This is a genomic window from Pseudomonas putida W15Oct28 (assembly GCF_000708715.2).
Classification (GTDB): domain Bacteria; phylum Pseudomonadota; class Gammaproteobacteria; order Pseudomonadales; family Pseudomonadaceae; genus Aquipseudomonas; species Aquipseudomonas putida_R.
Window position 1 is genome coordinate 25,702 of sequence record NZ_JENB01000003.1, and the last position, 23,931, is coordinate 49,632.

At 64.5% G+C, this 23,931-nt stretch carries 20 protein-coding genes; 8 read left to right on the forward strand and 12 right to left on the reverse strand.

The window, feature by feature from the left end; all coding sequences use genetic code 11:
* Window positions 1-77: 77 nt before the first annotated feature.
* Complete coding sequence (locus AK81_RS02605; protein ID WP_043196585.1) at window positions 78-983, reverse strand: LysR family transcriptional regulator; 906 nt, start codon at window positions 981-983, stop codon at window positions 78-80.
* Between the two features lie 116 nt (window positions 984-1,099).
* Here AK81_RS02605 and AK81_RS02610 point away from each other — a divergent pair, with 116 nt between their 5' ends.
* The 3 genes from AK81_RS02610 to AK81_RS02620 all read left to right on the forward strand — a co-directional run bounded on the left by AK81_RS02610 (window position 1,100) and on the right by AK81_RS02620 (window position 5,467).
* Window positions 1,100-1,450, forward strand: a complete 351-nt coding sequence (locus AK81_RS02610) for a cupin (RefSeq protein ID WP_043196586.1) — start codon at window positions 1,100-1,102, stop codon at window positions 1,448-1,450.
* A 220-nt stretch (window positions 1,451-1,670) separates the two neighbouring features.
* Window positions 1,671-4,088 (forward strand): glucose/quinate/shikimate family membrane-bound PQQ-dependent dehydrogenase, encoded by a 2,418-nt coding sequence (locus AK81_RS02615; protein ID WP_043196587.1) that lies wholly within the window; start codon window positions 1,671-1,673, stop codon window positions 4,086-4,088.
* Window positions 4,089-4,198: 110 nt separating this feature from the next.
* Entirely contained in the window at window positions 4,199-5,467 is a 1,269-nt protein-coding gene (locus AK81_RS02620) for a carbohydrate porin (RefSeq protein WP_016499341.1), read from the forward strand.
* A 151-nt stretch (window positions 5,468-5,618) separates the two neighbouring features.
* Here the strand turns inward: AK81_RS02620 and argE are convergent, their stop codons facing one another.
* Window positions 5,619-6,785: an acetylornithine deacetylase gene (gene argE, locus AK81_RS02625; RefSeq protein ID WP_043196588.1), complete on the reverse strand. Its 1,167-nt coding sequence runs from the start codon at window positions 6,783-6,785 to the stop codon at window positions 5,619-5,621.
* Complete coding sequence (locus AK81_RS02630) at window positions 6,778-7,455, reverse strand: DUF1028 domain-containing protein (protein ID WP_043196589.1); 678 nt, start codon at window positions 7,453-7,455, stop codon at window positions 6,778-6,780. The genes argE and AK81_RS02630 overlap by 8 nt, the downstream gene beginning before the upstream one ends.
* A gap of 303 nt (window positions 7,456-7,758) precedes the next feature.
* On the opposite strand from AK81_RS02630, the gene AK81_RS02635 reads away from it, so the two are divergent.
* Together AK81_RS02635 and AK81_RS02640 are read left to right on the forward strand one after the other, a co-directional pair.
* A complete protein-coding gene (locus AK81_RS02635) occupies window positions 7,759-9,078 on the forward strand; it encodes a flavin-containing monooxygenase (protein ID WP_043196590.1) in 1,320 nt (439 codons plus the stop codon).
* Entirely contained in the window at window positions 9,078-9,494 is a 417-nt protein-coding gene (locus tag AK81_RS02640; RefSeq protein ID WP_043196591.1) for a RidA family protein, read from the forward strand. Before AK81_RS02635 ends, AK81_RS02640 begins: the two co-directional genes overlap by 1 nt.
* On the opposite strand, the gene AK81_RS02645 is transcribed toward AK81_RS02640, so the two are convergent.
* From AK81_RS02645 to AK81_RS02660, 4 genes are read right to left on the reverse strand one after another with little or no spacing between them, the layout of a single operon-like run.
* Entirely contained in the window at window positions 9,485-10,315 is an 831-nt protein-coding gene (locus AK81_RS02645) for a sugar phosphate isomerase/epimerase family protein (protein ID WP_043196592.1), read from the reverse strand. The genes AK81_RS02640 and AK81_RS02645 overlap by 10 nt on opposite strands.
* Window positions 10,312-11,052, reverse strand: coding sequence for an SDR family NAD(P)-dependent oxidoreductase (locus AK81_RS02650; RefSeq protein WP_043196594.1), 741 nt, complete (start codon window positions 11,050-11,052; stop codon window positions 10,312-10,314). Before AK81_RS02650 ends, AK81_RS02645 begins: the two co-directional genes overlap by 4 nt.
* Window positions 11,049-12,398, reverse strand: a complete 1,350-nt coding sequence (locus tag AK81_RS02655) for an MFS transporter (RefSeq protein ID WP_050491829.1) — start codon at window positions 12,396-12,398, stop codon at window positions 11,049-11,051. Before AK81_RS02655 ends, AK81_RS02650 begins: the two co-directional genes overlap by 4 nt.
* Window positions 12,399-12,438: 40 nt before the next feature.
* On the reverse strand, window positions 12,439-13,266 hold the full coding sequence (locus AK81_RS02660; RefSeq protein ID WP_043196595.1) for an amidohydrolase family protein: 828 nt from the start codon (window positions 13,264-13,266) through the stop codon (window positions 12,439-12,441).
* A gap of 146 nt (window positions 13,267-13,412) precedes the next feature.
* Here AK81_RS02660 and AK81_RS02665 point away from each other — a divergent pair, with 146 nt between their 5' ends.
* Window positions 13,413-14,351 (forward strand): LysR family transcriptional regulator, encoded by a 939-nt coding sequence (locus tag AK81_RS02665; protein WP_043196596.1) that lies wholly within the window; start codon window positions 13,413-13,415, stop codon window positions 14,349-14,351.
* A 152-nt stretch (window positions 14,352-14,503) separates the two neighbouring features.
* Here AK81_RS02665 and AK81_RS02670 read toward each other — a convergent pair whose 3' ends face one another.
* The 4 genes from AK81_RS02670 to pgm form a co-directional block, all read right to left on the reverse strand.
* Complete coding sequence (locus AK81_RS02670; protein WP_043196597.1) at window positions 14,504-16,909, reverse strand: TonB-dependent receptor; 2,406 nt, start codon at window positions 16,907-16,909, stop codon at window positions 14,504-14,506.
* Window positions 16,910-16,975: 66 nt separating this feature from the next.
* On the reverse strand, window positions 16,976-17,935 hold the full coding sequence (locus tag AK81_RS02675) for a FecR domain-containing protein (RefSeq protein WP_043196600.1): 960 nt from the start codon (window positions 17,933-17,935) through the stop codon (window positions 16,976-16,978).
* Window positions 17,932-18,444 (reverse strand): sigma-70 family RNA polymerase sigma factor, encoded by a 513-nt coding sequence (locus AK81_RS02680; protein ID WP_043196601.1) that lies wholly within the window; start codon window positions 18,442-18,444, stop codon window positions 17,932-17,934. Before AK81_RS02680 ends, AK81_RS02675 begins: the two co-directional genes overlap by 4 nt.
* Before the next feature lie 78 nt (window positions 18,445-18,522).
* Window positions 18,523-20,160 carry a phosphoglucomutase (alpha-D-glucose-1,6-bisphosphate-dependent) gene (gene pgm / locus AK81_RS02685; RefSeq protein ID WP_043196602.1) on the reverse strand — a complete coding sequence of 546 codons (1,638 nt, stop codon included), beginning with the start codon at window positions 20,158-20,160 and terminating at the stop codon, window positions 18,523-18,525.
* 312 nt (window positions 20,161-20,472) lie between these two features.
* On the opposite strand from pgm, the gene AK81_RS02690 reads away from it, so the two are divergent.
* Together AK81_RS02690 and AK81_RS02695 are read left to right on the forward strand one after the other, a co-directional pair.
* Window positions 20,473-21,120, forward strand: coding sequence for a DUF1345 domain-containing protein (locus AK81_RS02690; RefSeq protein ID WP_043196604.1), 648 nt, complete (start codon window positions 20,473-20,475; stop codon window positions 21,118-21,120).
* A 274-nt stretch (window positions 21,121-21,394) separates the two neighbouring features.
* Window positions 21,395-21,655, forward strand: a complete 261-nt coding sequence (locus AK81_RS02695; protein WP_016499326.1) for a DUF1652 domain-containing protein — start codon at window positions 21,395-21,397, stop codon at window positions 21,653-21,655.
* On the opposite strand, the gene AK81_RS02700 is transcribed toward AK81_RS02695, so the two are convergent.
* Window positions 21,652-23,736 (reverse strand): putative bifunctional diguanylate cyclase/phosphodiesterase, encoded by a 2,085-nt coding sequence (locus AK81_RS02700; RefSeq protein ID WP_043196605.1) that lies wholly within the window; start codon window positions 23,734-23,736, stop codon window positions 21,652-21,654. The two genes, AK81_RS02695 and AK81_RS02700, sit on opposite strands and share 4 nt — an antisense overlap.
* Between the last annotated feature and the right edge of the window lie 195 nt (window positions 23,737-23,931).

Here is a 23,931-nt window from a genome sequence, read left to right on the forward strand (position 1 = left end):
TGCCGCCTACCTTACCCATACAGGTCTTCATCGAGAATCCAGCCTTGGCGCAATGCGGCTTTGCGCGCTGCGCAACGCTAATCGCCCCGCTTCAGTAAATTTTCGCAAAACTCTATGAACGCGTTCACCCGCCGCGAACCCCGGTGGTTGGGCAGGTACAGGGCGTTGATGCTGTCATTGGCGGTGCCAGGGCTGGCCCGCCATTCAGGGAACACCCGCTGCAGGCGCCCGGCCAGCACATCCTCGCGCACCAGCCAGTCGGCCAGCAGTGCGATGCCACTGCCCGCCAGTGCGGTTTCGCGCAACATGTCGGCATTGGCGCTGCGCAGCGGCCCGCTCACGTTCAACTCCAGGCTTTCCTGGCCAAGCGCCAGGCGCCAGGGCCGCGCTTTCTGCCCGTAGCGAAAGCGCAGGCAGGCGTGCTCCAGCAACTGCCGGGGGTGCTGCAGCGTGTCTCGCCCGGCCAGGTAAGCCGGGCTGGCCACCAGCCAACGCTCGAAGCGGCCGAGCTGGCGACACACCAGTTCGTCATTGGGCGACGGGTCGCCGAGGCGAATCGACAGGTCATAGCGCCCGTCCAGCAGGTCATCCAGGCGGTCGCTGAGGTCGATGTCCAGCTCCAGCGCCGGGTGCCGCGCCAGAAACGGCCCCAGGTGCGGGGCGATGACCCGCCTGCCGAACTCCACCGGCAGGCACAGGCGCAACACGCCGACAGGCTCCTCGCCACGGTCGGCAACACTGGCATCGGCCTCGTCCAGCGCCTCGAAAATGCCCCGCGCACGCTCATAGTAACGGGCGCCGGCTTCGGTCAGGCTGACCTGGCGAGTCGAGCGGTTGAGCAACGTGGTGCCCAGCGCCGCTTCCAGGGCATCGACCAGGCGCGTTACCGACGAAGTCGCCAGCCCCAGCCTGCGCGCAGCGGCAGAAAAGCCCTGGGCATCGACAGTGGCCACAAACATCTTCATCGCCAGGAGTTTGTCCATTTGCTGCCCGTCTTCCAAATCTCGGAAAGTTCTTACAAACAGCCGGGCGGGTCAAGAAGCGCGCTGCAGGGTATTTGCGTCCATAGTGGCAACACACCTTCAAAGCGAGGCTTTCCATGACACCGAATAACCTGCTGACTGCCCTGCCACCCTGCGACCCCACCAGTGCCGAACGTGTCGACGAACTGCTCAGCCGCCCTGGCGTGCGTGTGGAGCGTATCGTCTCCAGCGGCCAGGCCAGCCCGCCCGGCTTCTGGTACGACCAGGCCGAAGGCGAGTGGATCGTGCTGCTCAGCGGTGCCGCCGGCCTGCGTTTCGAGCACGAGCACCACACCCGCCTGCTGGCGCCGGGCGATTGCCTGGACATCCCCCCGCACTACCGCCACCGCGTGGAGTGGACCGCCCCCGGCACAGCCACCATCTGGCTGGCGGTGTTCTACACCAGTTCCACCCCGTGGCCGGCGTGATACCTGGCCACTTTTGTACTCGACCAAAGTATGAATGCATATTACATAACAAGCATGAACACCCCGTTTAATGCATTTTTCAGCGCCTGTTCTACACTTTTAGCCACACCATCGCACGATCAGCCCTGCGACAATCAGCCTCATAAAATTATGTACCAACTTGTTAATTAGCAAGCTAAGGGCTTAGACTGCGCGCATTCCACCTGCTGAGATCCCTGGCATGAACGAAACACCGCGCGCTTCTGGCGCCACAAACATCATTCTGATCGGCCTGGGCGTGATTATCGCCCTGCTCGGCCTCCTCCTGGCTGCTGGCGGCATCAAGCTGGCCGGCCTGGGCGGTTCGTTGTACTTCCTGATCGGCGGCCTGGCCATGGCCATCGCCGGTGTCCTCATTGCCCGCCGCAAGAAGGCCGGTGCCTGGCTGTACGCAGCGTTCCTGGTCGGTACCGCGATCTGGGCGCTGATCGATACGGGCCTGGTGTTCTGGCCACTGTTCTCGCGCCTGTTCATGTTTGCCGCGATCGGCATGGTGGTGGCGCTGGTCTACCCGCTGCTGGCCCGTGCCAACGGCGCCAGTGCCGGCCGTGGTGCCTACGGCGTTGCCGGGGTAATGGCCGTGGCACTGGTGATCGCCGCCGGCAACATGTTCGTTGCTCACCCAAGCGTCGCCCCTACCGGTAAAGGCCCGGGCATGACCCCGGTCGAAGCTGGCAAAGAGCAGAAGGACTGGGCCCACTACGGTAATACCGAAGGTGGCAGCCGCTTCGCCGCACTGGACCAGATCAACCGCGACAACGTGAACAAGCTGAAAGTGGCCTGGACCTACCACACCGGTGACGTGGCCATCAGCGACGGCAACGGTGCCGAGGACCAGCTGACCCCGTTGCAGATCGGCAACAAGGTGTTCATCTGCACCCCGCACAACAACCTCATCGCCCTTGATGCCGACACCGGCAAAGAGCTGTGGAAAAACGAAATCAACGCCCAGTCCAAAGTCTGGCAGCGTTGCCGTGGCATGGCCTACTTCGACGCCACTGCCGCCGTCGCCCAGCCGACCCAGCCGAACAGCTCGCCGGTCGCCGGCGGTAGCGTGCCGGCCGGTGCCAACTGCCAGCGTCGCCTGCTGACCAACACCATCGATGGCCGCCTGATTGCCGTCGACGCCGACAACGGCGAGTTCTGCCAGGGCTTCGGCAACAACGGCCAGGTCAACCTGATGGCCGGCCTGGGTAACGTGCCGGACTCCTTCTATCAGCTGTCCTCCGCGCCGCTGATGGCCGGTACCACCGTGGTGGTCGGCGGCCGTGTTGCCGACAACGTCCAGACCGACATGCCAGGCGGCGTGATCCGTGGTTTCGACGTGATCACCGGTGAAATGCGCTGGGCCTTCGACCCGGGCAACCCGGAAGACCGCCAGGCACCGCAGGGCGATAGCACCTACGTGCGCAGCACCCCGAACAGCTGGGCACCGATGTCCTACGACCCGGCGATGAACACCGTGTTCCTGCCGATGGGTTCGTCGTCCACCGACATCTACGGTGTAGAACGCAACAAGCTGGACCACACCTACGGCGCTTCGGTGCTGGCCCTGGACGCCACCACCGGCAACCAGAAGTGGGTGTTCCAGACCGTGCACAACGACCTGTGGGACTTCGACCTGCCGATGCAGCCGAGCCTGATCGACTTCACCAAGGACGACGGCCAGTCGGTTCCTGCGGTGGTGATCGGCACCAAGGCCGGGCAGATCTACGTGCTCGACCGCGCCACCGGCAAGCCGCTGACCCAGGTCGACGAAGTACCGGTCAAGCCAAGCAACATCCCGAACGAGCCGTATTCCCCTACTCAACCGAAGTCGGTGGGCATGCCGCAGATCGGCGCGCAAACCCTGACCGAGTCGGACATGTGGGGCGCCACCCCGTATGACCAGCTGCTGTGCCGCATCGACTTCAAGAAAATGCGCTACGACGGCCTGTACACCGCGCCGGGCACCGACCTGTCGCTGAGCTTCCCGGGTTCGCTGGGTGGCATGAACTGGGGCAGCATTTCCACCGACCCGGTACATGGCTTCATCTTCGTCAACGACATGCGCCTGGGCCTGTGGATCCAGATGATTCCGTCGCAGAACAAAGGCGGTGCATCTTCCGGTGGCGAAGCGCTGAACACCGGCATGGGCGCAGTACCGCTCAAGGGCACCCCGTATGCGGTGAACAAGAACCGCTTCCTGTCGGTAGCCGGCATCCCGTGCCAGGCACCACCGTTCGGCACCCTGACCGCCATCGACATGAAGACTCGCCAGGTGGCCTGGCAAGTACCGGTGGGCACCGTTGAAGACACCGGCCCGCTCGGTATCCGCATGCACCTGCCGATCAAGATCGGCCTGCCAACCCTGGGCGGCACCCTGTCGACCCAAGGCGGCCTGGTGTTCATCGCCGGCACCCAGGACTTCTACCTGCGCGCCTACGACAGCAGCAACGGCAGCGAAATCTGGAAGGCCCGCCTGCCAGTGGGCAGCCAGGGCGGCCCGATGACCTACGTTTCGCCGAAGACCGGCAAGCAGTACGTGGTCATCACTGCTGGCGGCGCCCGCCAGTCGACTGACCGTGGCGACTACGTAATTTCTTACGCGCTGCCGTAAGACCGCGTCGCCTGCTTCGCGGGCACGCCCGCTCCCACAAGGCCTACACCGGCCCTTGTAGGAGCGGGTTTACCCGCGAATAGGCCCGAAAGACAAACCGAGATTTAGCAATGCCATCCGCAATCCGCATCACCCCCACCCTGCTGCTGGCCCTTGCCAGCACCACCGCCCTGGCCGACGGCGACCTGATGACCCGCAGCACCCTGACCGGTGACTGGGGCGGCCTGCGTCACCAGCTTGAAGACGACGGCGTCAAGTTTACCGGCGACTACAGCGGCGAAACCGCCTACAACGCCCACGGTGGCCTGCACCGCTCGGCGCGCTATTCGCAGAACCTGAAGCTGGGCGTGCAGTTCGACCTGTCGAAACTGTACGGCCTGGACAACGGTGGCAAGGTCCAGCTGACCATCAACGACCGCCGTGGTAACAGTGCCTCGGAAGACCTGGTCGGCAACCGCCTGCCGATCCAGGAAAACTTCGGTGGCCTGTACACCCGCCTGACCGAACTGAGCTACGAGCGCACCCTGTTCACCCCGGCGCTCAACGTCAAGCTGGGCTACATGGCCATGGGCAACGACCTGGGCGGCCTGGACAGCGGCATCCTGTGCAACTTCATGAACGCCGGCTTCTGCGGCCACCCGCTGAACATGTCCGGTGGCAGCGGCTGGACCAACTACCCCAACGCTCACCTGGGCGTGCGGGTAAAGTACGACCTGTCGCCTGCCTGGCAATTGCGCGTGGCGGCGTTCAACGTCGACCCCGAGAGCAACGGCAACTCCAGCCGCGCCTGGCATCTGGGCCCCAAACACACCACCGGCACCGTGGTACCGGTGGAGCTGGTGTACAAGCTGCAGGGTGAACTGCCCGGCGAGTACAAGCTGGGCTACTACTACGACAGCTCCGATGTTAAACGCATCGGCAGCGATGACGAAGTATCCGGCCGTGGCGGCCACTACCTGCTGATCGACCAGGCCGTATGGAACGACCAAAGCTCGCCAGGCCGCAGCCTGCACGCCTTCGGCCAGTACTCGGCATCCAGCAAGGCCGCCTCGCCGTTCACCAAGTGGTATGGCGCTGGCGTGGTGCTGTACAAGCCGTTCGAAGGCCGCCCGAAAGATACCGTGGCGCTGGGTTACGGCCGTGCCGTGCCCAACCCGCGTAGCCGCGATGTCCTGGAAGATGCCGCCTTCAACGCTGGCCAGCAGTTCCCCGACATCGACAGCGCCGAGCAGTTGATCGAACTGAGTTATGGATACCAGGCGACGCCATGGCTGAACCTGCGCCCGGATGTGCAGTACATCATCGAGCCCGGGGCGTTCTCGGGGAAGAAGATCGACAACGCGTTAGTGGTTGGCCTGCAGGTCAAGGCCAGCTTCTAACCTGAAGCAGACACCGATCCCTGTAGGAGCGGCCTTGTGTCGCGATGGGCCGCGCAGCGGCCCCAGGAAATCAGCTTCAACGCGGAAATCTTGGGGCCGCTGCGCGGCCCATCGCGACACAAGGCCGCTCCTAGATGCGTTCTTTACCCTGTCAGACGGGAGCCTGCCGCAGGTAATCCACCAACCTCAGCAGCATCGCATCACACCCCCGTAACTGCTCGACACTCACGAATTCATCTGGCTTGTGCCCCTGGTCCATGCTGCCAGGCCCACACACCACGGTCGGGATCCCCGCCTGGTCGAACAACCCACCTTCGGTGCCAAACGCCACCGTACCGAATTCATCCGTGCCACTGAGCAACGCCACCAGCCGCGCCGCTTCGCTGTCTGCCGGTGTTGCCAGCCCAGGGTAGGCACTCAACGGCTCCAGGCGAATGTCACTGGCCGCATTGACCTTGCGCATACGCGGCAGCAACTCGGCCTGCGCATACGTCTGTAACTGGTCGGCCACTGCCTGTGCCTCGAACCCTGGCAGCGCGCGCACTTCAAAATCGAACTCGCACTCTGCCGGCACGATGTTCAGCGCCCTGCCCCCTTTGATCACCCCGGTCTGCACCGTGGAGAACGGTGGGTCGAAGCGCGCGTCGTGGTGCGCCGGCAATGCCAGCGCATCACCGATGTCACCCAACTTGCCGATCAGCTTCGCCGCATACTCGATGGCATTCACCCCATACGGCGCATACGCCGAATGACAAGCCGCGCCCTGCACCTGGCAACGCATCGCCAGCTTCCCCTTGTGCCCCAGCACCGGCTTGAGCTCGGTGGGCTCGCCAATCAGGCACAGGCGTGGCTTGCGCGGGCGCTGTTCGAGCGCGGCCAGCATCGAACGCACACCCAGGCAACCGACCTCCTCGTCATAGGAGAAGGCCAGGTGCACCGGCATGTGCAACGGCTGGGCAAGGAACGCGGGCACGGCGGCCAGCACCGACGCGATGAAGCCTTTCATGTCGGCCGTGCCGCGACCATACAGGCGCCCGTCGCGTTCGCTCAGGGCAAACGGCTCGACAGTCCAGGCCTGGCCGTCCACCGGCACCACGTCGGTATGCCCCGACAGCACCACGCCGCCAACGCCCTGGGGGCCGATGGTGGCGAACAGGTTGGCTTTGGTGCCCTCCGGGTTATGGAACAGTTCGCTTTCCACTCCCAGCTCGGCCAGGTAATCACGGATAAAGCCGATCAGCTCAAGGTTGGAGTCCCGGCTGACCGTGGCAAAGCCGACCAGCCGGGCCAGCAGCGCGCGGCTGGCAAAATCACTCATCGCCCGGCACCCCGTAGCTCGGTGCGGCCGTCGGGTTCAGGGCGCGGATAACGTAATCCTGCATCTGCGGGCGGTACGCCTGCCACAGGCCATCCAGCACGCCGATCGGGTCGGTATCGGCCCAGTCCACGCGCAGGTCCACCAATGGCCAAGTCAATTCGCCAGCAATCTTCAACGCTGCCGAGTGCACCGGCCCGGCCTCACCACCTGCGGCCATCGCCGCGTGCATGGCCGCCAGCAAGCGGTCGGCCAGGTGCCCGCCGGCCTGTTCGAAGGCCACTACCATCGCTTCGATCACCTGGGTCGAGGACAACAGGTTACCCGCCGCCGCGCATTGTTCACCGGCCACAGCATTGTGTGTGCCCAATGCCTCGCGACCGGTGAACAGTGCCACCTGGCCTTGGCTGTCGATCACTGTGACCTGGCGGTACTCGCTCCACCCATTGGCGCTCAATACCCGGTCCAGCGCAGCCGCTGGCGGCAACTGCCCCTGCTCCAGGGCATCGAGAATCTGCGGGCCCAGGGCCGGCAAGGTGATGTTCTGGGTGGAAACAGCGCCAACACCCGCACGCACCCAAGGGCAGCGGGCGCCCACGGCGATGCTCGACGAACTGATGGCGATGCCGACCTGGCCGGTTTCCTGGCAGCGGCCGATGATGGAGAAGGTCATGGTAAAGCTCCTGTTGTCCTGTGCGGTTCAGGGCATTCTGGGCGCAACCTTCTACCCCACGAAACCAACATTTTCCTGTGCCTTGAGCAGGAAAAAACTAAGCCCGCAAAACAGCCCAAAAAAACACACCAAAAACCCTTAAAAGCACGCTGCAAGCCAGGAAGATCAAGGCCTTCGCCATTTTATCGGCAAGCACCAGCTAAATACTATTTTCGCCATTTGTGCAGCATCCCTAGTCTGGCTCCAGGCAACGGCGGTCCTCCAAACCGACCTTACAAAAACCGCCTGAACAAGGGCTCGGACATGACACTGAACAACCTCGAAATCGACACGCTCGTCGTCGGCGCCGGCCAGGCCGGCGTGGCCATGAGCGAACACCTGAACAAGCTTGGCGTGCCACACCTGGTGCTGGAGCGCAACCGCATCGCCGAGGCCTGGCGCACCGGCCGCTGGGACTCGCTGGTGGCCAACGGCCCGGTCTGGCACGACCGCTTCCCGGGCCTGGAATTCAACCTCGACGCCGACGCCTTCGCGGGCAAGGACCAGGTGGCCGACTACTTCGAACAGTACGTACGCAAGTACAACCTGCCAGTGCGTACCGGCATCGAAGTGAAGCGTGTGGTGCGCAACAGCGACCGCCCTGGCTTCACCATCGAAACCAATGAAGGGGTGATCCGCGCCAACCGTGTGGTCGCCGCCACCGGCCCGTTCCAGAAGCCGGTAATCCCGGCCATCGCGCCAAAAGACAGCAACCTGCACCAGATCCACTCTGCTGCCTACTTCAACCCCGAGCAGCTTCCCGAAGGCGCGGTACTGGTGGTGGGTGCCGGCTCTTCCGGGGTGCAGATTGCCGAAGAACTGATGCGCGCAGGCCGCCAGGTGTACCTGTCGGTCGGTGCCCACGACCGCCCGCCACGGGCCTACCGCAACCGCGACTTCTGCTGGTGGCTGGGTGTGCTGGGTGAGTGGGACGCAGAAATCGCCAAGCCCGGTCGCGAGCACGTGACCATCGCCGTCAGCGGCGCCCGTGGCGGCCACACCGTGGACTTCCGTGCCCTCGCCCATCAAGGCATGACCCTGGTCGGCCTGACCCAGTCGTTCGACAACGGCGTGGCGCGCTTCCAAGACAACCTGGTCGAGAACATCAACCGCGGCGATGAAAACTACCTGGCCCTCCTGGATGCAGCCGATGCCTACATCGAAAGCAACGGCCTGGACCTGCCGGAAGAACCCGAAGCCCGCACTCGCCTGGCCGACCCTGCCTGCATGAGCAACCCGCTGCGCGAACTGGACCTGGCCAAGGCCGGCGTCACCAGCATCATCTGGGCTACCGGTTACGGCGTGGATTTCAGCTGGCTGCAGGTAGACACCTTCGATGCCAACGGCAAGCCCCAGCACCAGCGCGGCGTGGCCCGCGAACCTGGCGTGTACTTCCTTGGCCTGCCGTGGTTGTCGCGCCGTGGTTCCTCGTTCATCTGGGGCGTGTGGCACGACGCCAAGCACGTCGCCGGCCACATCGCCACGCAACGCACCTACCTGGCCTACCGCGACCGCGAACAACGCGAGGCGGATGAACAGCAAGCCAACACGATCAGCAACGTCAGCACCCTCGGAGCCCACTGATGCCTACCCATACTCGCATCCGCATGTTCAACACCAAGGTCACCTACCCCAACCAGACCCTGGACAACGACCTGTGCCAGGCCGTGCGGGCCGGTAACACCATCTACGTGCGCGGCCAGGTCGGTACCGACTTCGAAGGCAAACTGGTGGGCCTGGGTAACCCTCAGGCGCAGGCCGAACAGGCCATGAAGAACGTCAAGCAGCTGCTTGAAGAAGCGGGCTCCGACCTGTCGCACATCGTCAAGACCACCACCTACATCACCGACCCGCGTTTCCGCGAGCCGGTGTACAAGGAAGTGGGCAAGTGGCTGAAGGGCGTGTTCCCGATCTCCACCGGGCTGGTGGTCGCCGGGCTGGCCCAGGCCGAGTGGCTGATGGAGATCGACGTGATCGCCGTGGTACCGGATCAGGCGTGACCGGCAACCTGCACAGCGGGTGACATAGGTCGCCTGCCGTGCAGCCAGGTGTGGGTTACCTGCGCCGCCGCTTGCAGCCGCTGTTCCGCGGGCACGCTGGCGGACGGCACCTCCACACTGATGTCCACGTCCGCCGGCAACGCTGCCAGCAACGCTGCCAGCGGCAGTTGGCCTTGCCCCGGCAGCAAACGGCCCTCGCGCGCCTCGGGGATGATCAGCGGCTCTGCGGGCGCCAGCATCGGTGCATCACACAGTTGAACCGCACGCAGGAAACGCGGGTCGACTGCGGCGATGTCGGCCACCTGGCCACCGGAACGGAACAGGTGCAAGGCATCGACCAGCACGCCACTGTTGCCCTGCCCCGCCCCCGTCACCACCGCGCAAGCCTGTTGCAAGGTGGCCACCGGCCGCCAGCGCATGAACTCAAGGTCCACACGCAGGCCATGGCCACGCGCCATTTCACACAGCGCTGCAAAGTTGCCGGTCAGCCGTGCAACATCCTCATCGTCGCCGGACACTGTCAGGCTCACCGCTCCCAGCTCGGCACCTGCGGCCAACAGCGCCTGGTAATCGGCCACCCGGGTTTGCGCCGTCAGCGACACGAACTCGATGTCCGTCACCCGCACGCCTTCCCCGGCCAGCACCGCCCGCAGCTCTCGCATTGCCTGGCTACCGGCCGCAACCGGGTAGGCCAGTGCACCCGCCATCACCGGGTGCAGGCGCAGCCCCACCGCACTGAAACCGGCGTGGCGCGCCTCGCGTACCAGCCGCGCCGGCGCTAGCGCCAGCGCCGTCAGGTGCGCTACGCCCAGCCCATTCAATAGGTCGCCCTGCCACCACTGAGGTCGAACACAAAGCCGGTGGTAAAGCTGCACTCGGGCCCGGCAATCCAGCTGACCATGTTGGCGATCTCCTCGGCCTTGAGGAAGCGCCCCATGGGGATCTTGGCCTTGCTTGCGGCAATGTGCTCCGCTGTCATCTCGGCCATCAGCGGCGTCTCGACCATGGCCGGTGCCACGCAGTTGAGCAGCACACCGTCCTGCGCCAGCTCCTTGGCCGCGGCCTTGGTGAAGGCGATGACCCCGGCCTTGGCGGCCGAATACGCCGAGATGTACTGCACGCCATCCTTGCCGGCCATGGAGGCGATGTTGACGATGCGCCCGTAGCCACGTTCACGCATGTGCGGAATGGCGGTGCGGCAGCAATAGAACACACCGTTCAGGTCGATGGCGATGACCTTGTCCCAGGCCTCTGGCGGGTACTCCCACGACGCCACCACCGGGCCGTTGATGCCGGCATTGTTGACCAGGATCTCTACATGGCCCAAGCGCGCCAGCGTCTCGGCAAACGCCGCCTCCACCGAGGCCAGCGACGACACATCGACCGCCTGGCGCAGCACCGGCTCAAAGCCGCTTTCCACGCTGTCCCAGCCGCCGACAGCGAGGTCCCAGATCACCACTTGGGCGCCGGCGGCATGCAGGCGCTGGGCGATCGCCAGGCCGATGCCACGCATGCCACCGGTCACGATTGCGGTCTGGCCTTGCAGGTACTGGCTCATTGTTTAGCTCCATTTTCGATAGAAGGAATTTCCGGCAAGCGACGCAGGTCGCTGACCATGAACAGGTAGCACAGCGCCCCCAGCACGGTGATCGACGACACGAACGCCAGGGCCCAGACAAACGAGCCGGTCATCGAAACGATGATGCCGATGGTCAGGGGGGTAACGATGCCCGCCGCGTTGGCAAACAGGTTGAACAGGCCGCCACTGAGGCCCAGCAGACCTTTGGGGGCGATGTCGGACACGATCATCCAGGCCAGCGCCGACATGCCCTGGGCGAAATAGGCGATGCACAGGATGGTGATGACCAGCGCGTCGGACTCGACGTAGTTGGCCAACACGATCACCGAAGCGGTGAGCAGCCCGGCGATTACCGGCAGCTTGCGCGCCACGTTCAGCGAGTAGCCACGGCGCAGCAAGGCGTCAGACAGCCAGCCACCGACCAGCGTGCCCAGCGAAGCGGCAATGAACGGCAGCACCGCCACCCAGCCAACCTTGAGCCAGGGCATATGCCGCTCGGTCACCAGGTAGGTGGGGAACCAGGTCAGGAAGAACACGTTGGTGGAGTTGCAGGCGAACTGCCCCAGGCAGATGCCCAGCATGTTGCGGTGCTTGAGCAGCGCCGGGATCTGCGACCAGCGGAACTGGGTGGCTTTCTGCCCGCCATCGACCACCCCGCCACCGGCGGCGATGTAGTCGAGTTCGGCCTGGTTGGCGGTGGTCGACTCGTGCGGCTCGTGGTACTTACGCCACCACACCAGGCCATAGAGGATGCCCATCAGGCCCACGGCCAGCAGCAGAAAGCGCCAGCCATAGGCATGCAGTACCCAGAACAGCAGCGGCGTCAGGAACGCCAGCCCGGTGTATTCGGCAAAGGTGTAGATGCCGGTCGCCCTGGCCCGTTCACTCTGCGGGAACCAGGTAGCCACCACCCGGCTGTTGGTAGGGAAGCACGGTGCTTCGGTCATGCCCACCAGAAAGCGCATGCCCAGCAACGACAAAAAGCCCTGCGCCAGCCCTTGCAGGCCGGTGAACAGCGACCACAACGTCAGCGCCAGCCAATAGGTGAGCTTGGTGCCCAGCCGGTCGATGAGGATGCCACCCGGGATCTGCGCGGCGGCATAGGTCCACGAGAAGGCAGAAAAGATCACCCCCATCATCGCCGCGTTCAGGCCCAGGTCGGCACTGATGCTGGGCGCGGCAATGCCCATCACGCTGCGGTCGAGGTAGTTGATCATGGTGCCGCCTGAAATCAGCGCCAGGATCATGAAGCGGGTGCGGGTGCGTTGCTGCGCGCGGGCCGGGGTGTCAAACACCCCGAGGCTGGCGTTCTGCTCAGTGTTCATGACGGTTGCTCTCTTGTTATTGGAATGGCAAAACCAGGTTCTAGACGAACCCGAACAGACGTCGTGGGGTGTCCCACATCACCGCTTGGCGCAGCCGGGCATCCGGCATCAGACGCTCGGCCAGTTTCAGCAGCGGGCCGTAGTCCACCCGCGAGCGCTGGCGAATGAACGGCCAGTCCGAACCCCACACACAGGCGTCCGCACCGAAGGCTTCGAGCAGGGCGTGCACATAGGCACGGCTTTGCTCCAGCAACGCATCGGCCGCCGCGAACTTCTGCATGCCAGACAGCTTGACGCTGGCACGGCCGCTGTCCGCCAGTTGCAACAACGCCTGGAAGCCCGGCTGCTGCACGCCAGCCGCCACATCCGGCCGGCCGCAATGGTCGATCAGCAAGCGTGCACGCGAGCCCTGAAGCAGGCTGCGCAGTTCAAGCAGTTGGTCTTCGCATACCTGCACCTGGGCGAACAGGTCGAGCTCGGCAAGCTTGCCGAACAACCCGTCAACGTCCTTGAGGCTGGCCACCCCGTACAGCGCGGGGTTGAAGGCGATACCGACCACCCCTTGCGCTTGCAGCGCAGCCAGCGCATCGAGGTGGATACCCGCCTCGACCACCGCCACGCCCTTGAACCGCCCCTGCCCGGTGGCCAGGGCATGCAGCAGGCAGCGGTTGTCGGTGTGGTAGCCGCTGTTGGGGCCCACCAGCAAGGCATGTTGCACACCGTAGGTGTCCATCACCCGGGTGAACTGTTCCTGGGTGGCGACTTCCTGGCCGGAGGGCGCATAGGGTGCGTCGGGGTGGTAAGGGAAACGGGCGGGGTCAAACAAATGGTTATGGCAATCGATCTTCGGTTCGTCAAAGATGTTCACGCAGCACTCCCGGCAGCGCCACTGCGCTTGCCTTCAGATCTTGTTATTGTGCGCCGCAAGGGCAATTTGGCTGGGTTCAAGATACTGCGTGGCCAGGTTTGACGCTCATACACAGATGGCAAAGACCATAACCGAAGGTAATAGATATGCTGCTTGGCAACGAAGGCGCAGACGCAAGCCCCATGGTGTTCAAGCTGCGCCACATGGAGGTGTTCCGTGCGGTGATGCTGACCGGCTCGATCAGCGCGGCGGCCAAGCTGCTGTACGTGTCGCAGCCGGCTGTCAGCAAGCTGATCCAGTACATCGAAGGGCGTTTGAGCTACCGTCTGTTCGAGCGCATCAACAACCGCCTGGTGCCCACCGCCGAGGCGCAGGTGCTGTTCCGCGAAGTCGAGCGGGTGTACCAGGCAGCGCTGGAGGTCAACGAGTGCGCCCTGTCACTGGGCGCAGGCGGCCACCGCAAGCTGCGCATCTCGTGCAGCGCTTCGCTGTCGACGGTGGTCATCCCGATCGCCCTGGCCCAGCTCAAGCGTGAGGCGCCTTCGCTGAACATCGAGTGGCAAACCTCGCTGATGGGCGAAATGCCCAACCAGATCCTGTCGAAAAAGGTCGACCTGTCGATTGCCGCCCTGCCCGTGGTACACGATCACCTGCATTCACAGCCCTTCATGCGCGGGCGCATGGTGGTGGTGATGCCACCCGATCACGCGTTGGCCGGGCATACCTCGCTGACCTTGCACCAACTGGAAGGCCATCCGCTGCTGCTGTTCAGGCCCGACATGCCGTTTGGCAAACTGCTGGCCGGGCACATCGAGCGGCACGGCGCGCAGTTGCCGTCACTGTTGTCGTTCACCAATGCCAACGAGGCTGTGGCGCTGGTCAAGCAAGGCATGGGCATCAGCGTAATCGACGAGTTCGTGGCGCAGGACAGCGGCCTGGCGGTGGTGCCGCTGGCGGACGAGATTCACTTCGACATCAGCTTTGTCTATTCGCGCTTCGAGCCGCCGTCGCATGCGGCGATGCACCTGATGCGCGTGTTGCAGGGCCAGTCGCAGAAGCTGGGCCGAGCAATTGCACCCACCTGATCTTGCAGGCGGGTGCACCCTCTTGTGGGAGCGGCCTCGTGTCGCGAAAGGGCCGCGCAGCGGCCCCAGGGTCTTCCAGTCTATTGCATCCTTGGGGCCGCTTCGCGGCCCTTTCGCGACACAAGGCCGCTCCCACAAAGACCGTGCAGGGCTTAAAAGCCGACTGTTGCCGAGAGCAGGTAGGTCCGCGGCGTGGAAAGGGTCAGCCCCGGTTCACTGTCATCGGAAGCCCCCGCCGAGCTCCAGTAGCGATCATCCAGCACGTTCTCGACACTGGCCCGCAAGGTAACCTCGGTCGCGTCCACGTTGAAGGCATAGCGCGCCCCCAGGTCGTAGCGTTCCCAGCCATCGATCTGCTTGCTGTTGTTCTGGTCCAGGTACTGCGAGCTGGAGTGAATGCCCCGCGCTGTCAGGGTCAGGCCATTCACCCCCGGCACGTCCCACTCGGCGCCAAGGTTGACGTTGTACTCGGGCGTGGCCGGCGCGCGGTTGCCATCAAAGGCGCCACCCACGGTATCGGTCAGCTCGCTGTCGATATACATCACCCCGCCCAGCACCCGCAGCCCTTGCACGGGTTCCCCGAACACGCTCAGCTCGATACCGCGGTTGTCGCGCTTGCCATTGGGGCCGAACACCCACGAGGTGGCGTTGGTCTCGTAGGCCGGCTGGCGGATGCGGAAGGCACTGGCGGTAAAGGCGACCTGGCCCAGGTCGTACTTGGCCCCCACCTCGACCTGGCGGCTGGTGAACGGCGGGAAAATCTGGTCTTCGTTGACCGAGGTCGACGGTGCGATCTTGCCCTGGCTCAGGCCCTCCATGTAGTTGGCGTACAACGACAGCTGGTCGGTGACCTTGAGCAACACGCCGCCAGAAGGCGAGACCTTTTCTTCGTCGTAGGCGGTGTCGCCTTTAACGCCGTCGCTCCAGTCATCCACCTGCACCCGTTGCCAACGCGCGCCCAGGGTCAGCAGCAGGCGGTCATCGAAAAAGCCGAGGGTGTCGGCCAGGGCCACGCCGGAGAAGCGGTTTTCGGTGTAGACCTCCGGATCGATGCGGGTGGGGGTACCAGGCGTCGGCGTCGCTACCGGGTTGTAGAGGTTGCTGGGCGCCGATGCATAGCGCGCGCCGCCGTTGGTGAAGTCCATGTAGAAGTAGCTGGCCGCCAGGTTCAGCTCGTGGCTGACGGGCCCGGTGTGGAACCAGTTCCGTACACCCGCCATGGCGGTGCGCACCGTTTCATCGCGGGTAAAGTCGCGCGGTTGCACGGTGAAGTCGCCGGCATCGTTGGTGATGGACACGTTGTGCCGCAGGAAGTCATGGTTGCTTTTGCGCGCGCCGACAGCGCCATAGGCCAGCAGCGACTCGCTGACGTCGTACTCGGCATGCAGTGCGCCAAAGGTGTCGTTGGTGCGCGCCTTGCTCCAGGCCTGGGCGTAGTTGTGACGTACATCGTTGGCGTCCGGCACTTTGGCGTTGGCACCGACCAGCACACGCTCTTGCGGCGCATCGGTGTCACGCTCTGTGTGGCCGAGGTCTGCCGACAACCGCAGGCGCTCGCCACGAAAATCCAGGCCCAGCACTGCCATTTCGCGCTCGACGCGCTGGTGGTCCCATTCGGTATCGCCCGCCTGCTTCACACCGTTGAAGCGCACGCCAAACTGCTGGCCTTCGCCAAAGCGCCGGCCAACGTCCACCGCACCGCCTGCCTGGCCAGCCGAGGCATAGCTGCCGGTGAACTCGGTGATCGGTTTGTCGCCGGCCCGCTTGGGCTGCACATTGATACCGCCGCCCACACTGCCTCGCGGCGAAATGCCGTTGATCAACTGGCTGGGGCCTTTGATGATATCGACCCGGTCGGCCATTTCCATGTCGATCGAGTAGGTCGGCAAGATGCCGTACAGGCCGTTGTACGCCACGTCACTGTTGAACAGGCTGAAGCCGCGAATGGTGAACTGCTCGAAACGCCCACCCGCCGGGTTGGTCGCACGCACCGAGGGGTCGGTGGCGATAAGTTCGCCCAAGGTTCGCGCTTGCTGGTTCTTCACCAGTTCGCTGGTGTAGCTGGTGATGCTGAACGGGGTTTCCATGAAATCGCGCGCTCCAAGCAGGCCCTGTGCCCCCTCGCGCGCCACCTGGCCACCGGCGTAAGGCTGTGCATCACCACCCGCCGCCAGGCCGCCGACAATGCTGGTCGGGGCAATTTCCAGCGCCCCCCCCGCCTGTGGCGCCGGCACCAGGGTGAAAGCGCCCTCACCCACCGGCAGCAACTGCAGGCCGCTGCCACGCAGCAGCTGGAGGAAGCCTTCTTCGACACTGTAGTTACCCGACAGGCCGCTACTCTGGCGGCCCTGGACCAGTGCCGGGTCCAGCGAAAGGCTGACGCCAGCCTGGTCGGCAAACCGGGTGAGCGCGGCGCCCAGGCTGGCGGCTGGCACCTGATAGGCTCGCCGCGCCGCCTCATCGGCCCAGGCGGGCGCACACAACAACAGGCTCATGGCGAACAACGGACGCACTGCGCGCACCAGTGGGCGCAGGCGGCAAGACATTACTGCAGGCATTGAACAAGGCTCCCCTTTAGTTTCTTCTACCGGTAATGACCGGTGAGTGAAAAAAAGGGGACAGCCTCATGCACGATTTTCTCGCGCGGCCAGGCTGACCCAGTAACGCGTGCGCGTCTGCACCTGCAACGGCAGGCTGGCGGCCAGCAGGGCCAGCACCCGGTCGGTATCGTCCAGGCGGAAAGTGCCGGTCACCCGCAGGCGTTCCAGCTCCGGCGCCCAGCGCAGCACACCGGGGCGATATCTTCGCAGCTCATGCAACAGCTCGCCCAAGGGGCGGTCATCCAGGCGCAGCACGCCTTCGCGCCAACCCAACAGCCATTCGTCCAGGGCTGTGGCCGGGCCGACGCCAGCCACCTGCAAGCTGGCCTGCTGCCCGGCCTGCAGCACACGGGCCGGGCCATGCAGTGGCTGCAGGCTGGCCAGCCCCTTGACGACCGAAACCCGGCAGGCCTGATCGACCAGGCGCAAGCACACTTCACCCGCATTGAAATCGCCAGCGCTGAGCGCAACCTGGCCGTAAGGCACCTGCACGGCCAGGCTCAGGCTATCGGGTACCCTGATCGCCACTTCGCCGCGCAGCAGCGTCAGCCGCCGCGCGCCCAGGTCGATGTCCACCGCACTGTCAGTGTTCAGCTGCACAAATGTGCCATCGCTCAGCAGCACCTGCCGGCGCTCCCCTACCGCGGTGCGCATGTCGGCCGTCCAGGCCTCCAGCGGCAATTCCCGGCTTGCCAGCCAGGCGGCCGGCAGCAGTGCCGCCACACCCAGGGCTTGCTTGAGCAGCGCGCGACGGCCGGCGTCCGGGCGGTCCAGCGTGGCCATGGCCAACGCCCCGGGTAACCGGGAAAAACGCTCGCGCAGCAAGGATGCCTTTTGCCAGGCGTCTTCGTGCAGGCTGCTGCTGGCCCGCCATTGCGCCAGGCGCAACAAGTCCGTCTCGCTGACGTTGCCGGAATCCAGCAGCGCCAGCCAACGGGCGGCAGCACGCACCGCTTCGCGGGTTTCGGGGGAGTGGGTGGTCATTGCAACTCGGCCAGCAGGCAATGTTCGTAAGCCTGCGCCATGTAGCGTTTGACGGAGCGTTCGCAAACGCCCAGGCGTTTGCCGATTTCGGCGTAACCCAAGCCTTCGAGCTGGCTCCAGAGAAAGGCCTTGCGCACCGGCGCCTTCAGGCCATCGAGCAACTCATCCAGGGCTTGCAGGGTTTCCAGCAACACCCAGCGCTGCTCTGGCGAGGGCACGTGCTGCTCGGGCAACTGTGCCAGGGCATCCAGGTAGGCCTGCTCCAGGCTGCGCCGCTGGTAGAAGTTGCTCAACAGCCGCTTGCCCACGGTCAGCAGGTAGGCGCGTGGCTCGCGAATGTCTGCCAATGGCTGGGCACTGGTGAGTAACCGCAGGAAGGTATCCTGGCTGAGGTCGGCGGCATCCCAGGCATTGCCCAGGCGCCGGCTTAGCCAGGTTTCAAGCCAGCTGCGATGCTCCCGGTACAGGGCAGGCAGGCTAGGCTGCGGTGGCGGCGCGGCGTCGATCATGGGGATGGCCCTGCGGCGGCGTAAATAGGATTAATTCTAATTTACGTTGCGCCGCAGCACCAAGCGGTTTGTTACCGGTCAGGCAATCGCCGCATCCACCAGCACCTGCGCTTCCTGCACCAGGCGCTGCAGGTGCGCCTCGTCGATGAAGCTTTCGGCGTAGATCTTGTAGATGTCCTCGGTGCCCGACGGCCGCGCAGCGAACCAGCCATTGGCGGTCATCACCTTCAGGCCGCCAATCGCCTGGCCATTGCCCGGTGCGTGGCTGAGAATCTGCACGATCGGCTCACCGGCCAGTTCAGTCGACTTCACCTGCTCCGGCGACAGCTTGCTCAGCAATGCCTTCTGCCGCACATCGGCCTTGGCCTCGACACGGGTAGCGAACGGCTTGCCCAGTGCCTCGGTCAGGTCGGCGTAGGCCTGGCTCGGGTTGCGCCCGGTGCGGGCGGTCATTTCGGCGGCCAGCAAGGCCGGGATCAGCCCGTCCTTGTCGGTGGCCCAGACCGAGCCATCACGGCGCAGGAACGACGCACCGGCACTTTCTTCGCCACCAAAGCCAAGCGAGCCGTCGAACAGGCCCTGGGCGAAGAACTTGAAGCCCACCGGCACCTCGTACAACTCACGGCCCAGGCGCTGGGTGACGCGGTCGATCAGGCCGCTGGACACCACGGTCTTGCCCACGGCGGCGTCGGTGCGCCACTGCGGGCGGTGGCGGAACAGGTAGTCGATGGCCACGGCCAGGTAGTTGTTCGGCGCCAGCAAGCCGTCCGAGGTGACGATGCCGTGGCGGTCGTGGTCCGGGTCGCAGGCGAAGGCCACGTCGAAGCGCTCGCGCAGGCCGATCAGGCCCTGCATGGCGTACGGCGAGGAAGGGTCCATGCGGATCTGGCCGTCCCAGTCGACGGTCATGAAGCGGAACGTCGGGTCCACCTCGGTGTTCACCACCTCCAGGTCCAGCTTGTAGTGTTCGGCAATGGCCGACCAGTAGTGCACCCCTGCCCCGCCCAGCGGGTCGACGCCCAAGCGCAGCTTGGCGTTGCGGATGACATCGAAGTCGATGACGTTTTCCAGGTCCGCCACATAGCTGCTCACGTAGTCGTGGCGCTGGGTGGTCGGGGCCTGCAGCGCCTGGGCATGGTCCATGCGCTTGACGCCCGCCAGGTTCGCGGCCAGCAGTTCGTTGGCTTTGGCCTCGACCCACTTGGTCACGTCGCTGTCGGCAGGGCCGCCATTGGGCGGGTTGTACTTGAAGCCACCGCTTTGCGGCGGGTTGTGCGACGGGGTGATGACGATGCCGTCGGCCAGGCCCTGCTGGCGGCCACGGTTATGGCAGAGGATGGCGTGGGACACGGCCGGCGTGGGCGTGTACTCGTCATCCTTGGACAGCATCACCTGCACGCCATTGGCGGCCAGCACTTCCAGGGCGCTGGCTGTGGCCGGAGCCGACAGTGCGTGGGTGTCTGCACCGATGAACAGCGGGCCATCGATGCCCTTCTCCTGGCGGTACAGGCAGATGGCCTGGGTGATGGCCAGCACGTGGTATTCGTTGAAACTCAATTCAAGCGAAGTGCCCCGGTGCCCCGAGGTGCCGAAGGCCACCCGCTGGGCCGCCACGGCAGCGTCGGGGCGGCCGGTGTAGTAGGCGGTGAGCAGTCGGGGAATATCGACCAGCACGCTGGCCGGAGCCGGCTTGCCTGCCAAAGGACTGAGCGTCATGCAAAAACCTCGAGTTCAACAGATGTTGGTGTTGGAACGTGCAGTGTACTGAGAGTTGCAAGGGTGTGCGATGGCCGGTATCAAAGAAAACCACAGCCCACGCGCCCCTCTTGTGGGAGCGGCCTTGCGTCGCGAAAGGCCGCAAAGCGGCCCCTTCAATCTAAGTTTTGCCTACAAAAGCGGGGGCCGCTGCGCAGCCCTTTCCGACCGGTCCGGCGCCCCGGCAAGGCCGCTCCCACAAAGAACGTGTGAACCCGTACTCAGGCCGGAACGGTCTAGAGTTGTAGCCACACCCACAGTAAATGAGGCCCCATGGCTTTCCACCGTCTGACCCGTACCCACCCCCGCCTGACCCTCGCAGCCGCAGTCGGCCTTGTCGGCGCCTGGCTGATCCCCGCCGGTGACACCGTGCAGCACATACTCGCCGGCTGGAACCTCGGCGTATGGCTGTACCTGCTGCTGGTGATGTACCTCACCTGGGACGCCAGCCCGGAAAAGGTCCGCAAGGTTGCCCGCGTCGAAGACGAAAACGCAGGCCTGGTCCTGCTCACCGTGTGCATCGCCGCCATCGCCAGCCTTGCCGCGGTCACCCTGCAACTGGTGTCCAGCAAAGGCCTGGAGGGCACGGCACTGGCCCTGCACTACCTCTACACCGGCCTGACCGTGGCGGGCTCCTGGCTGTTGATCGGCTGCATCTTCAGCCTGCATTACGCCCGCCTGTTCTATACCGGGCAAAACCATGAACCTCCCCTGCGTTTCGCCGACGGCGAGCGCAACCCGGACTATTGGGACTTTCACTACTTCTCGTTCACCATCAGCGTGGCCGTGCAAACCTCGGACGTAGGCGTGGCCGGCAGGCAACTGCGGCGGGTAGTGCTGGCACATTCTCTGGTGGGTTTCGTGTTCAATACAGCGATCCTGGGGTTCACCATCAACATCGCGGCCGGGCTGCTTGGGTGAGCGCGCCGCTCGTCCGAAAAACGCTTCGCCGAAAAGCCATGAGATCTACCTGATTGAAGCGGATAACGGGCGTGATCGTGCGAGGTAAACGTTTGCCTGAAAGCAGCCGCCTCATCGGTAGGGTGACCCGGATGTGACCGCTGTCATGGATTGGCACATTTGTCATGTTGGCAGCCGAGAATCGCCCGTGACAGCTGCTATCTTTACATTCCCGGCAGCCGCCATCTGTGTGGCGGGCTATTCACCATGTCCAGGCACGGACAAGGAGGCAGGCATGAACAAGATGACGTTCCCCAACGCCTGCCAGGTGATGCGCTGGCATTTCCACCCATTGGGTTTCGAAGCCACCATGGATGCGCCCCGCAGCATGATCGCGCGGCTGTTCGACCGCGCCACCGGCGAAACCCTGATGGCCATCGCCGGCATACCGTGTGCCGCAATCATGGCTGCAGCCGATGTGGAGCGCATCATCGAAGCCGTCGAAGCGGAAATGGACGCTTTCATACCCGCCTTCACCTTGCGCAACGCTGTCTAGCCTGCGGCGCTCTCCTGGCGCAAGCCCTGCAACTTGTCCATGAACTGCTCGGCCGGTACCGGCTGCCCCAGCAGGTAACCTTGCAGCGAATCACAACCCAGACGGGTCAGGAAGTCTTGCTGCTTGTCGGTCTCCACCCCTTCGGCAACGATGCGCAGGCCCAGCGCCTGGCCCAATGCCACGATTGCCGAGACAATCGCTGCATCGTCACTGTCTTGCTCAAGGTCACGCACGAAGCCACGGTCGATTTTCAGCTCGTTGGCCGGCAGGCGCTTGAGGTACATCAGGCTGGAGTAGCCGGTGCCAAAATCATCGATGGACAGGTCCACGCCCATGTCGGACAGGCGTTGCAGCACGGTCAGGCTGGCATCGGCGTCGTGCATGGCCGTGGTTTCGGTAATTTCCAGGGTCAGGCAGTTGGCCGGCAGCCCGTTCTCCTCCAGTGCGCGGGCCACGCTCTCGACCAGCCCGGCATGGCAGAACTGGATGGCCGACAGGTTCACCGCCATGCGCCAGCCCGCGTGCCCCTGATCCAGCCAATGCCGCATCTGCCGGCAAGCTTCGTCAAGCACCCACTCACCGATCGGGATGATCAGGCCGGTCTTTTCCGCCAGGCCGATGAAGCGGTCGGGCAGCAACAGGCCGTGCTGCGGGTGTTCCCAACGCAACAACGCCTCGGCACCAATCGGCAGGCAGGCCTGGGCGTCGAACTTGGGCTGGTAATGCAAACGGAACTGGCGTTGCTCCAGGGCCTGGCGCAGGTCCTGCAGCAGTTGCAACTGCTGGCGTGCGTTGCTGTTCATCGACACATCAAAGAAGCTATAGCCGTTCTTGCCAGCGCTTTTGGCGTGGTACATGGCGGCATCGGCATTGCGCAGCAGCTCGTGCTGGTCCTGGCCGTTGCCGGGGTACAGGACGATGCCCAGGCTCGCCGACAACTGCAGGTCATGCTCGGCCACGCGGAATGGCCGTGACACCAGGTTCACCTGCTTGACCGCCACGTCCATGGCATCGTCGGGCTCTTGCAGCTCTACCAACAGCACGAATTCGTCGCCACCGATACGCGCCAGGGTGTCCTGGCTGTGCAGGTGACCGCGCAGGCGGGACGCCACTGCCTTGAGCAGCAGGTCGCCGATATGGTGGCCAAATGCATCGTTGACCGGCTTGAAGCCGTCCAGGTCGATGAACATCAGGGCAAAACAGCCGCCCTGCTCCGCTACCTTGGCGATGGCCTGCTCGATGCGGTCGGCCAGCAAGGTGCGGTTGGGCAAGTCAGTGAGGGTGTCGTGCAGGGCCAGCTGGGTCAGTTCCTGGTTGGCCAGTGTCAGCGAACGGGCCAGCTCGGCGGTGCGCGCCTCCAGGCGGGCGTCCAGTACCGAGGTCAGCAAGGCCACCGCCAGCACTGCCAGGGTGGTGATCAGCACCAGGTAGACCAGGCCGTCGCCCTGCAGCCCGCCGCCCAGTGCACCGCAAAAGCTCCCCTCAGGGAAATTCGCCGCCGCCATGCCGGTGTAGTGCATGCCCACGATGGCAATGCCCATCACCACCGCCGCCAGGCCGCGGATCTGCCGCACATAGGGGGTGTGCTTGCGCAGGCGGAAGGCGATCCACAACGCCGCCGCCGAAGCGCCCACGGCAATCAGCAGCGAGGCACCGAACAGCGTCGGGTCGTAGTCGATGCCCGGCAACATGCGCAGCGCAGCCATGCCGGTGTAGTGCATGCAGGCAATGCCGGCGCCCATGATCAGCGCGCCAAAACCCAGTTGCAGGCACGGCAAGCTCGGCTGGCTCACCAGCCACAGGGCAAAACCCGAGGACAGCACGGCGATCAGCAGCGAGAACGCGGTAAGCGCCAGGTCATAGCCCAGGTCGATGGGTAGGCTGAAAGCGAGCATGCCGATGAAGTGCATCGACCACACGCCGATGCCCATGGCCAGTGCGCCACCTCCCATCCACAAGTACGACGCCCGCCCCTTGGCGGTGGCAATGCGGCCGGTCAGGTCAAGGGCGGTATAGGACGCCAGAATCGCCACGCACAGCGAAATCAACACCAGCGAAGAGGAGTAGCTACCGGTCAGCATTGGGAATTCCAGCGACGGGACAGGGGGCCCGGCAAAAGCTGACAATTGTACTCAAGCTTAGGCGAAACGCACGGGGTTTTTGCGAATGGGAATGGATCCAATGCAAGCCCTAAGCAGATCTGTGGCGTACTTTGTGGGAGCGGCCTTGCCGGGGCGCCGGACCGGTCGGAAAGGGCTGCGAAGCAGCCCCGGCAA

What these genes read in the sequence shown, in the direction of transcription:
- argE (WP_043196588.1), bottom strand. Translation starts at nt 6,785, where the DNA reads ATGAGTGATTTTGCCAGCCGCGCGCTGCTGGCCCGGCTGGTCGGCTTT.
- AK81_RS02640 (WP_043196591.1), top strand. Translation starts at nt 9,078, where the DNA reads ATGCCTACCCATACTCGCATCCGCATGTTCAACACCAAGGTCACCTAC.
- pgm (WP_043196602.1), bottom strand. Translation starts at nt 20,160, where the DNA reads ATGACGCTCAGTCCTTTGGCAGGCAAGCCGGCTCCGGCCAGCGTGCTG.
- AK81_RS02610 (WP_043196586.1), top strand. Translation starts at nt 1,100, where the DNA reads ATGACACCGAATAACCTGCTGACTGCCCTGCCACCCTGCGACCCCACC.
- AK81_RS02690 (WP_043196604.1), top strand. Translation starts at nt 20,473, where the DNA reads ATGGCTTTCCACCGTCTGACCCGTACCCACCCCCGCCTGACCCTCGCA.
- AK81_RS02635 (WP_043196590.1), top strand. Translation starts at nt 7,759, where the DNA reads ATGACACTGAACAACCTCGAAATCGACACGCTCGTCGTCGGCGCCGGC.
- AK81_RS02700 (WP_043196605.1), bottom strand. Translation starts at nt 23,736, where the DNA reads ATGCTGACCGGTAGCTACTCCTCTTCGCTGGTGTTGATTTCGCTGTGC.
- AK81_RS02630 (WP_043196589.1), bottom strand. Translation starts at nt 7,455, where the DNA reads ATGACCTTCTCCATCATCGGCCGCTGCCAGGAAACCGGCCAGGTCGGC.
- AK81_RS02665 (WP_043196596.1), top strand. Translation starts at nt 13,413, where the DNA reads ATGCTGCTTGGCAACGAAGGCGCAGACGCAAGCCCCATGGTGTTCAAG.
- AK81_RS02680 (WP_043196601.1), bottom strand. Translation starts at nt 18,444, where the DNA reads ATGATCGACGCCGCGCCGCCACCGCAGCCTAGCCTGCCTGCCCTGTAC.
- AK81_RS02650 (WP_043196594.1), bottom strand. Translation starts at nt 11,052, where the DNA reads ATGAGCCAGTACCTGCAAGGCCAGACCGCAATCGTGACCGGTGGCATG.
- AK81_RS02695 (WP_016499326.1), top strand. Translation starts at nt 21,395, where the DNA reads ATGAACAAGATGACGTTCCCCAACGCCTGCCAGGTGATGCGCTGGCAT.
- AK81_RS02675 (WP_043196600.1), bottom strand. Translation starts at nt 17,935, where the DNA reads ATGACCACCCACTCCCCCGAAACCCGCGAAGCGGTGCGTGCTGCCGCC.
- AK81_RS02615 (WP_043196587.1), top strand. Translation starts at nt 1,671, where the DNA reads ATGAACGAAACACCGCGCGCTTCTGGCGCCACAAACATCATTCTGATC.
- AK81_RS02655 (WP_050491829.1), bottom strand. Translation starts at nt 12,398, where the DNA reads ATGAACACTGAGCAGAACGCCAGCCTCGGGGTGTTTGACACCCCGGCC.
- AK81_RS02620 (WP_016499341.1), top strand. Translation starts at nt 4,199, where the DNA reads ATGCCATCCGCAATCCGCATCACCCCCACCCTGCTGCTGGCCCTTGCC.
- AK81_RS02670 (WP_043196597.1), bottom strand. Translation starts at nt 16,909, where the DNA reads ATGCCTGCAGTAATGTCTTGCCGCCTGCGCCCACTGGTGCGCGCAGTG.
- AK81_RS02605 (WP_043196585.1), bottom strand. Translation starts at nt 983, where the DNA reads ATGGACAAACTCCTGGCGATGAAGATGTTTGTGGCCACTGTCGATGCC.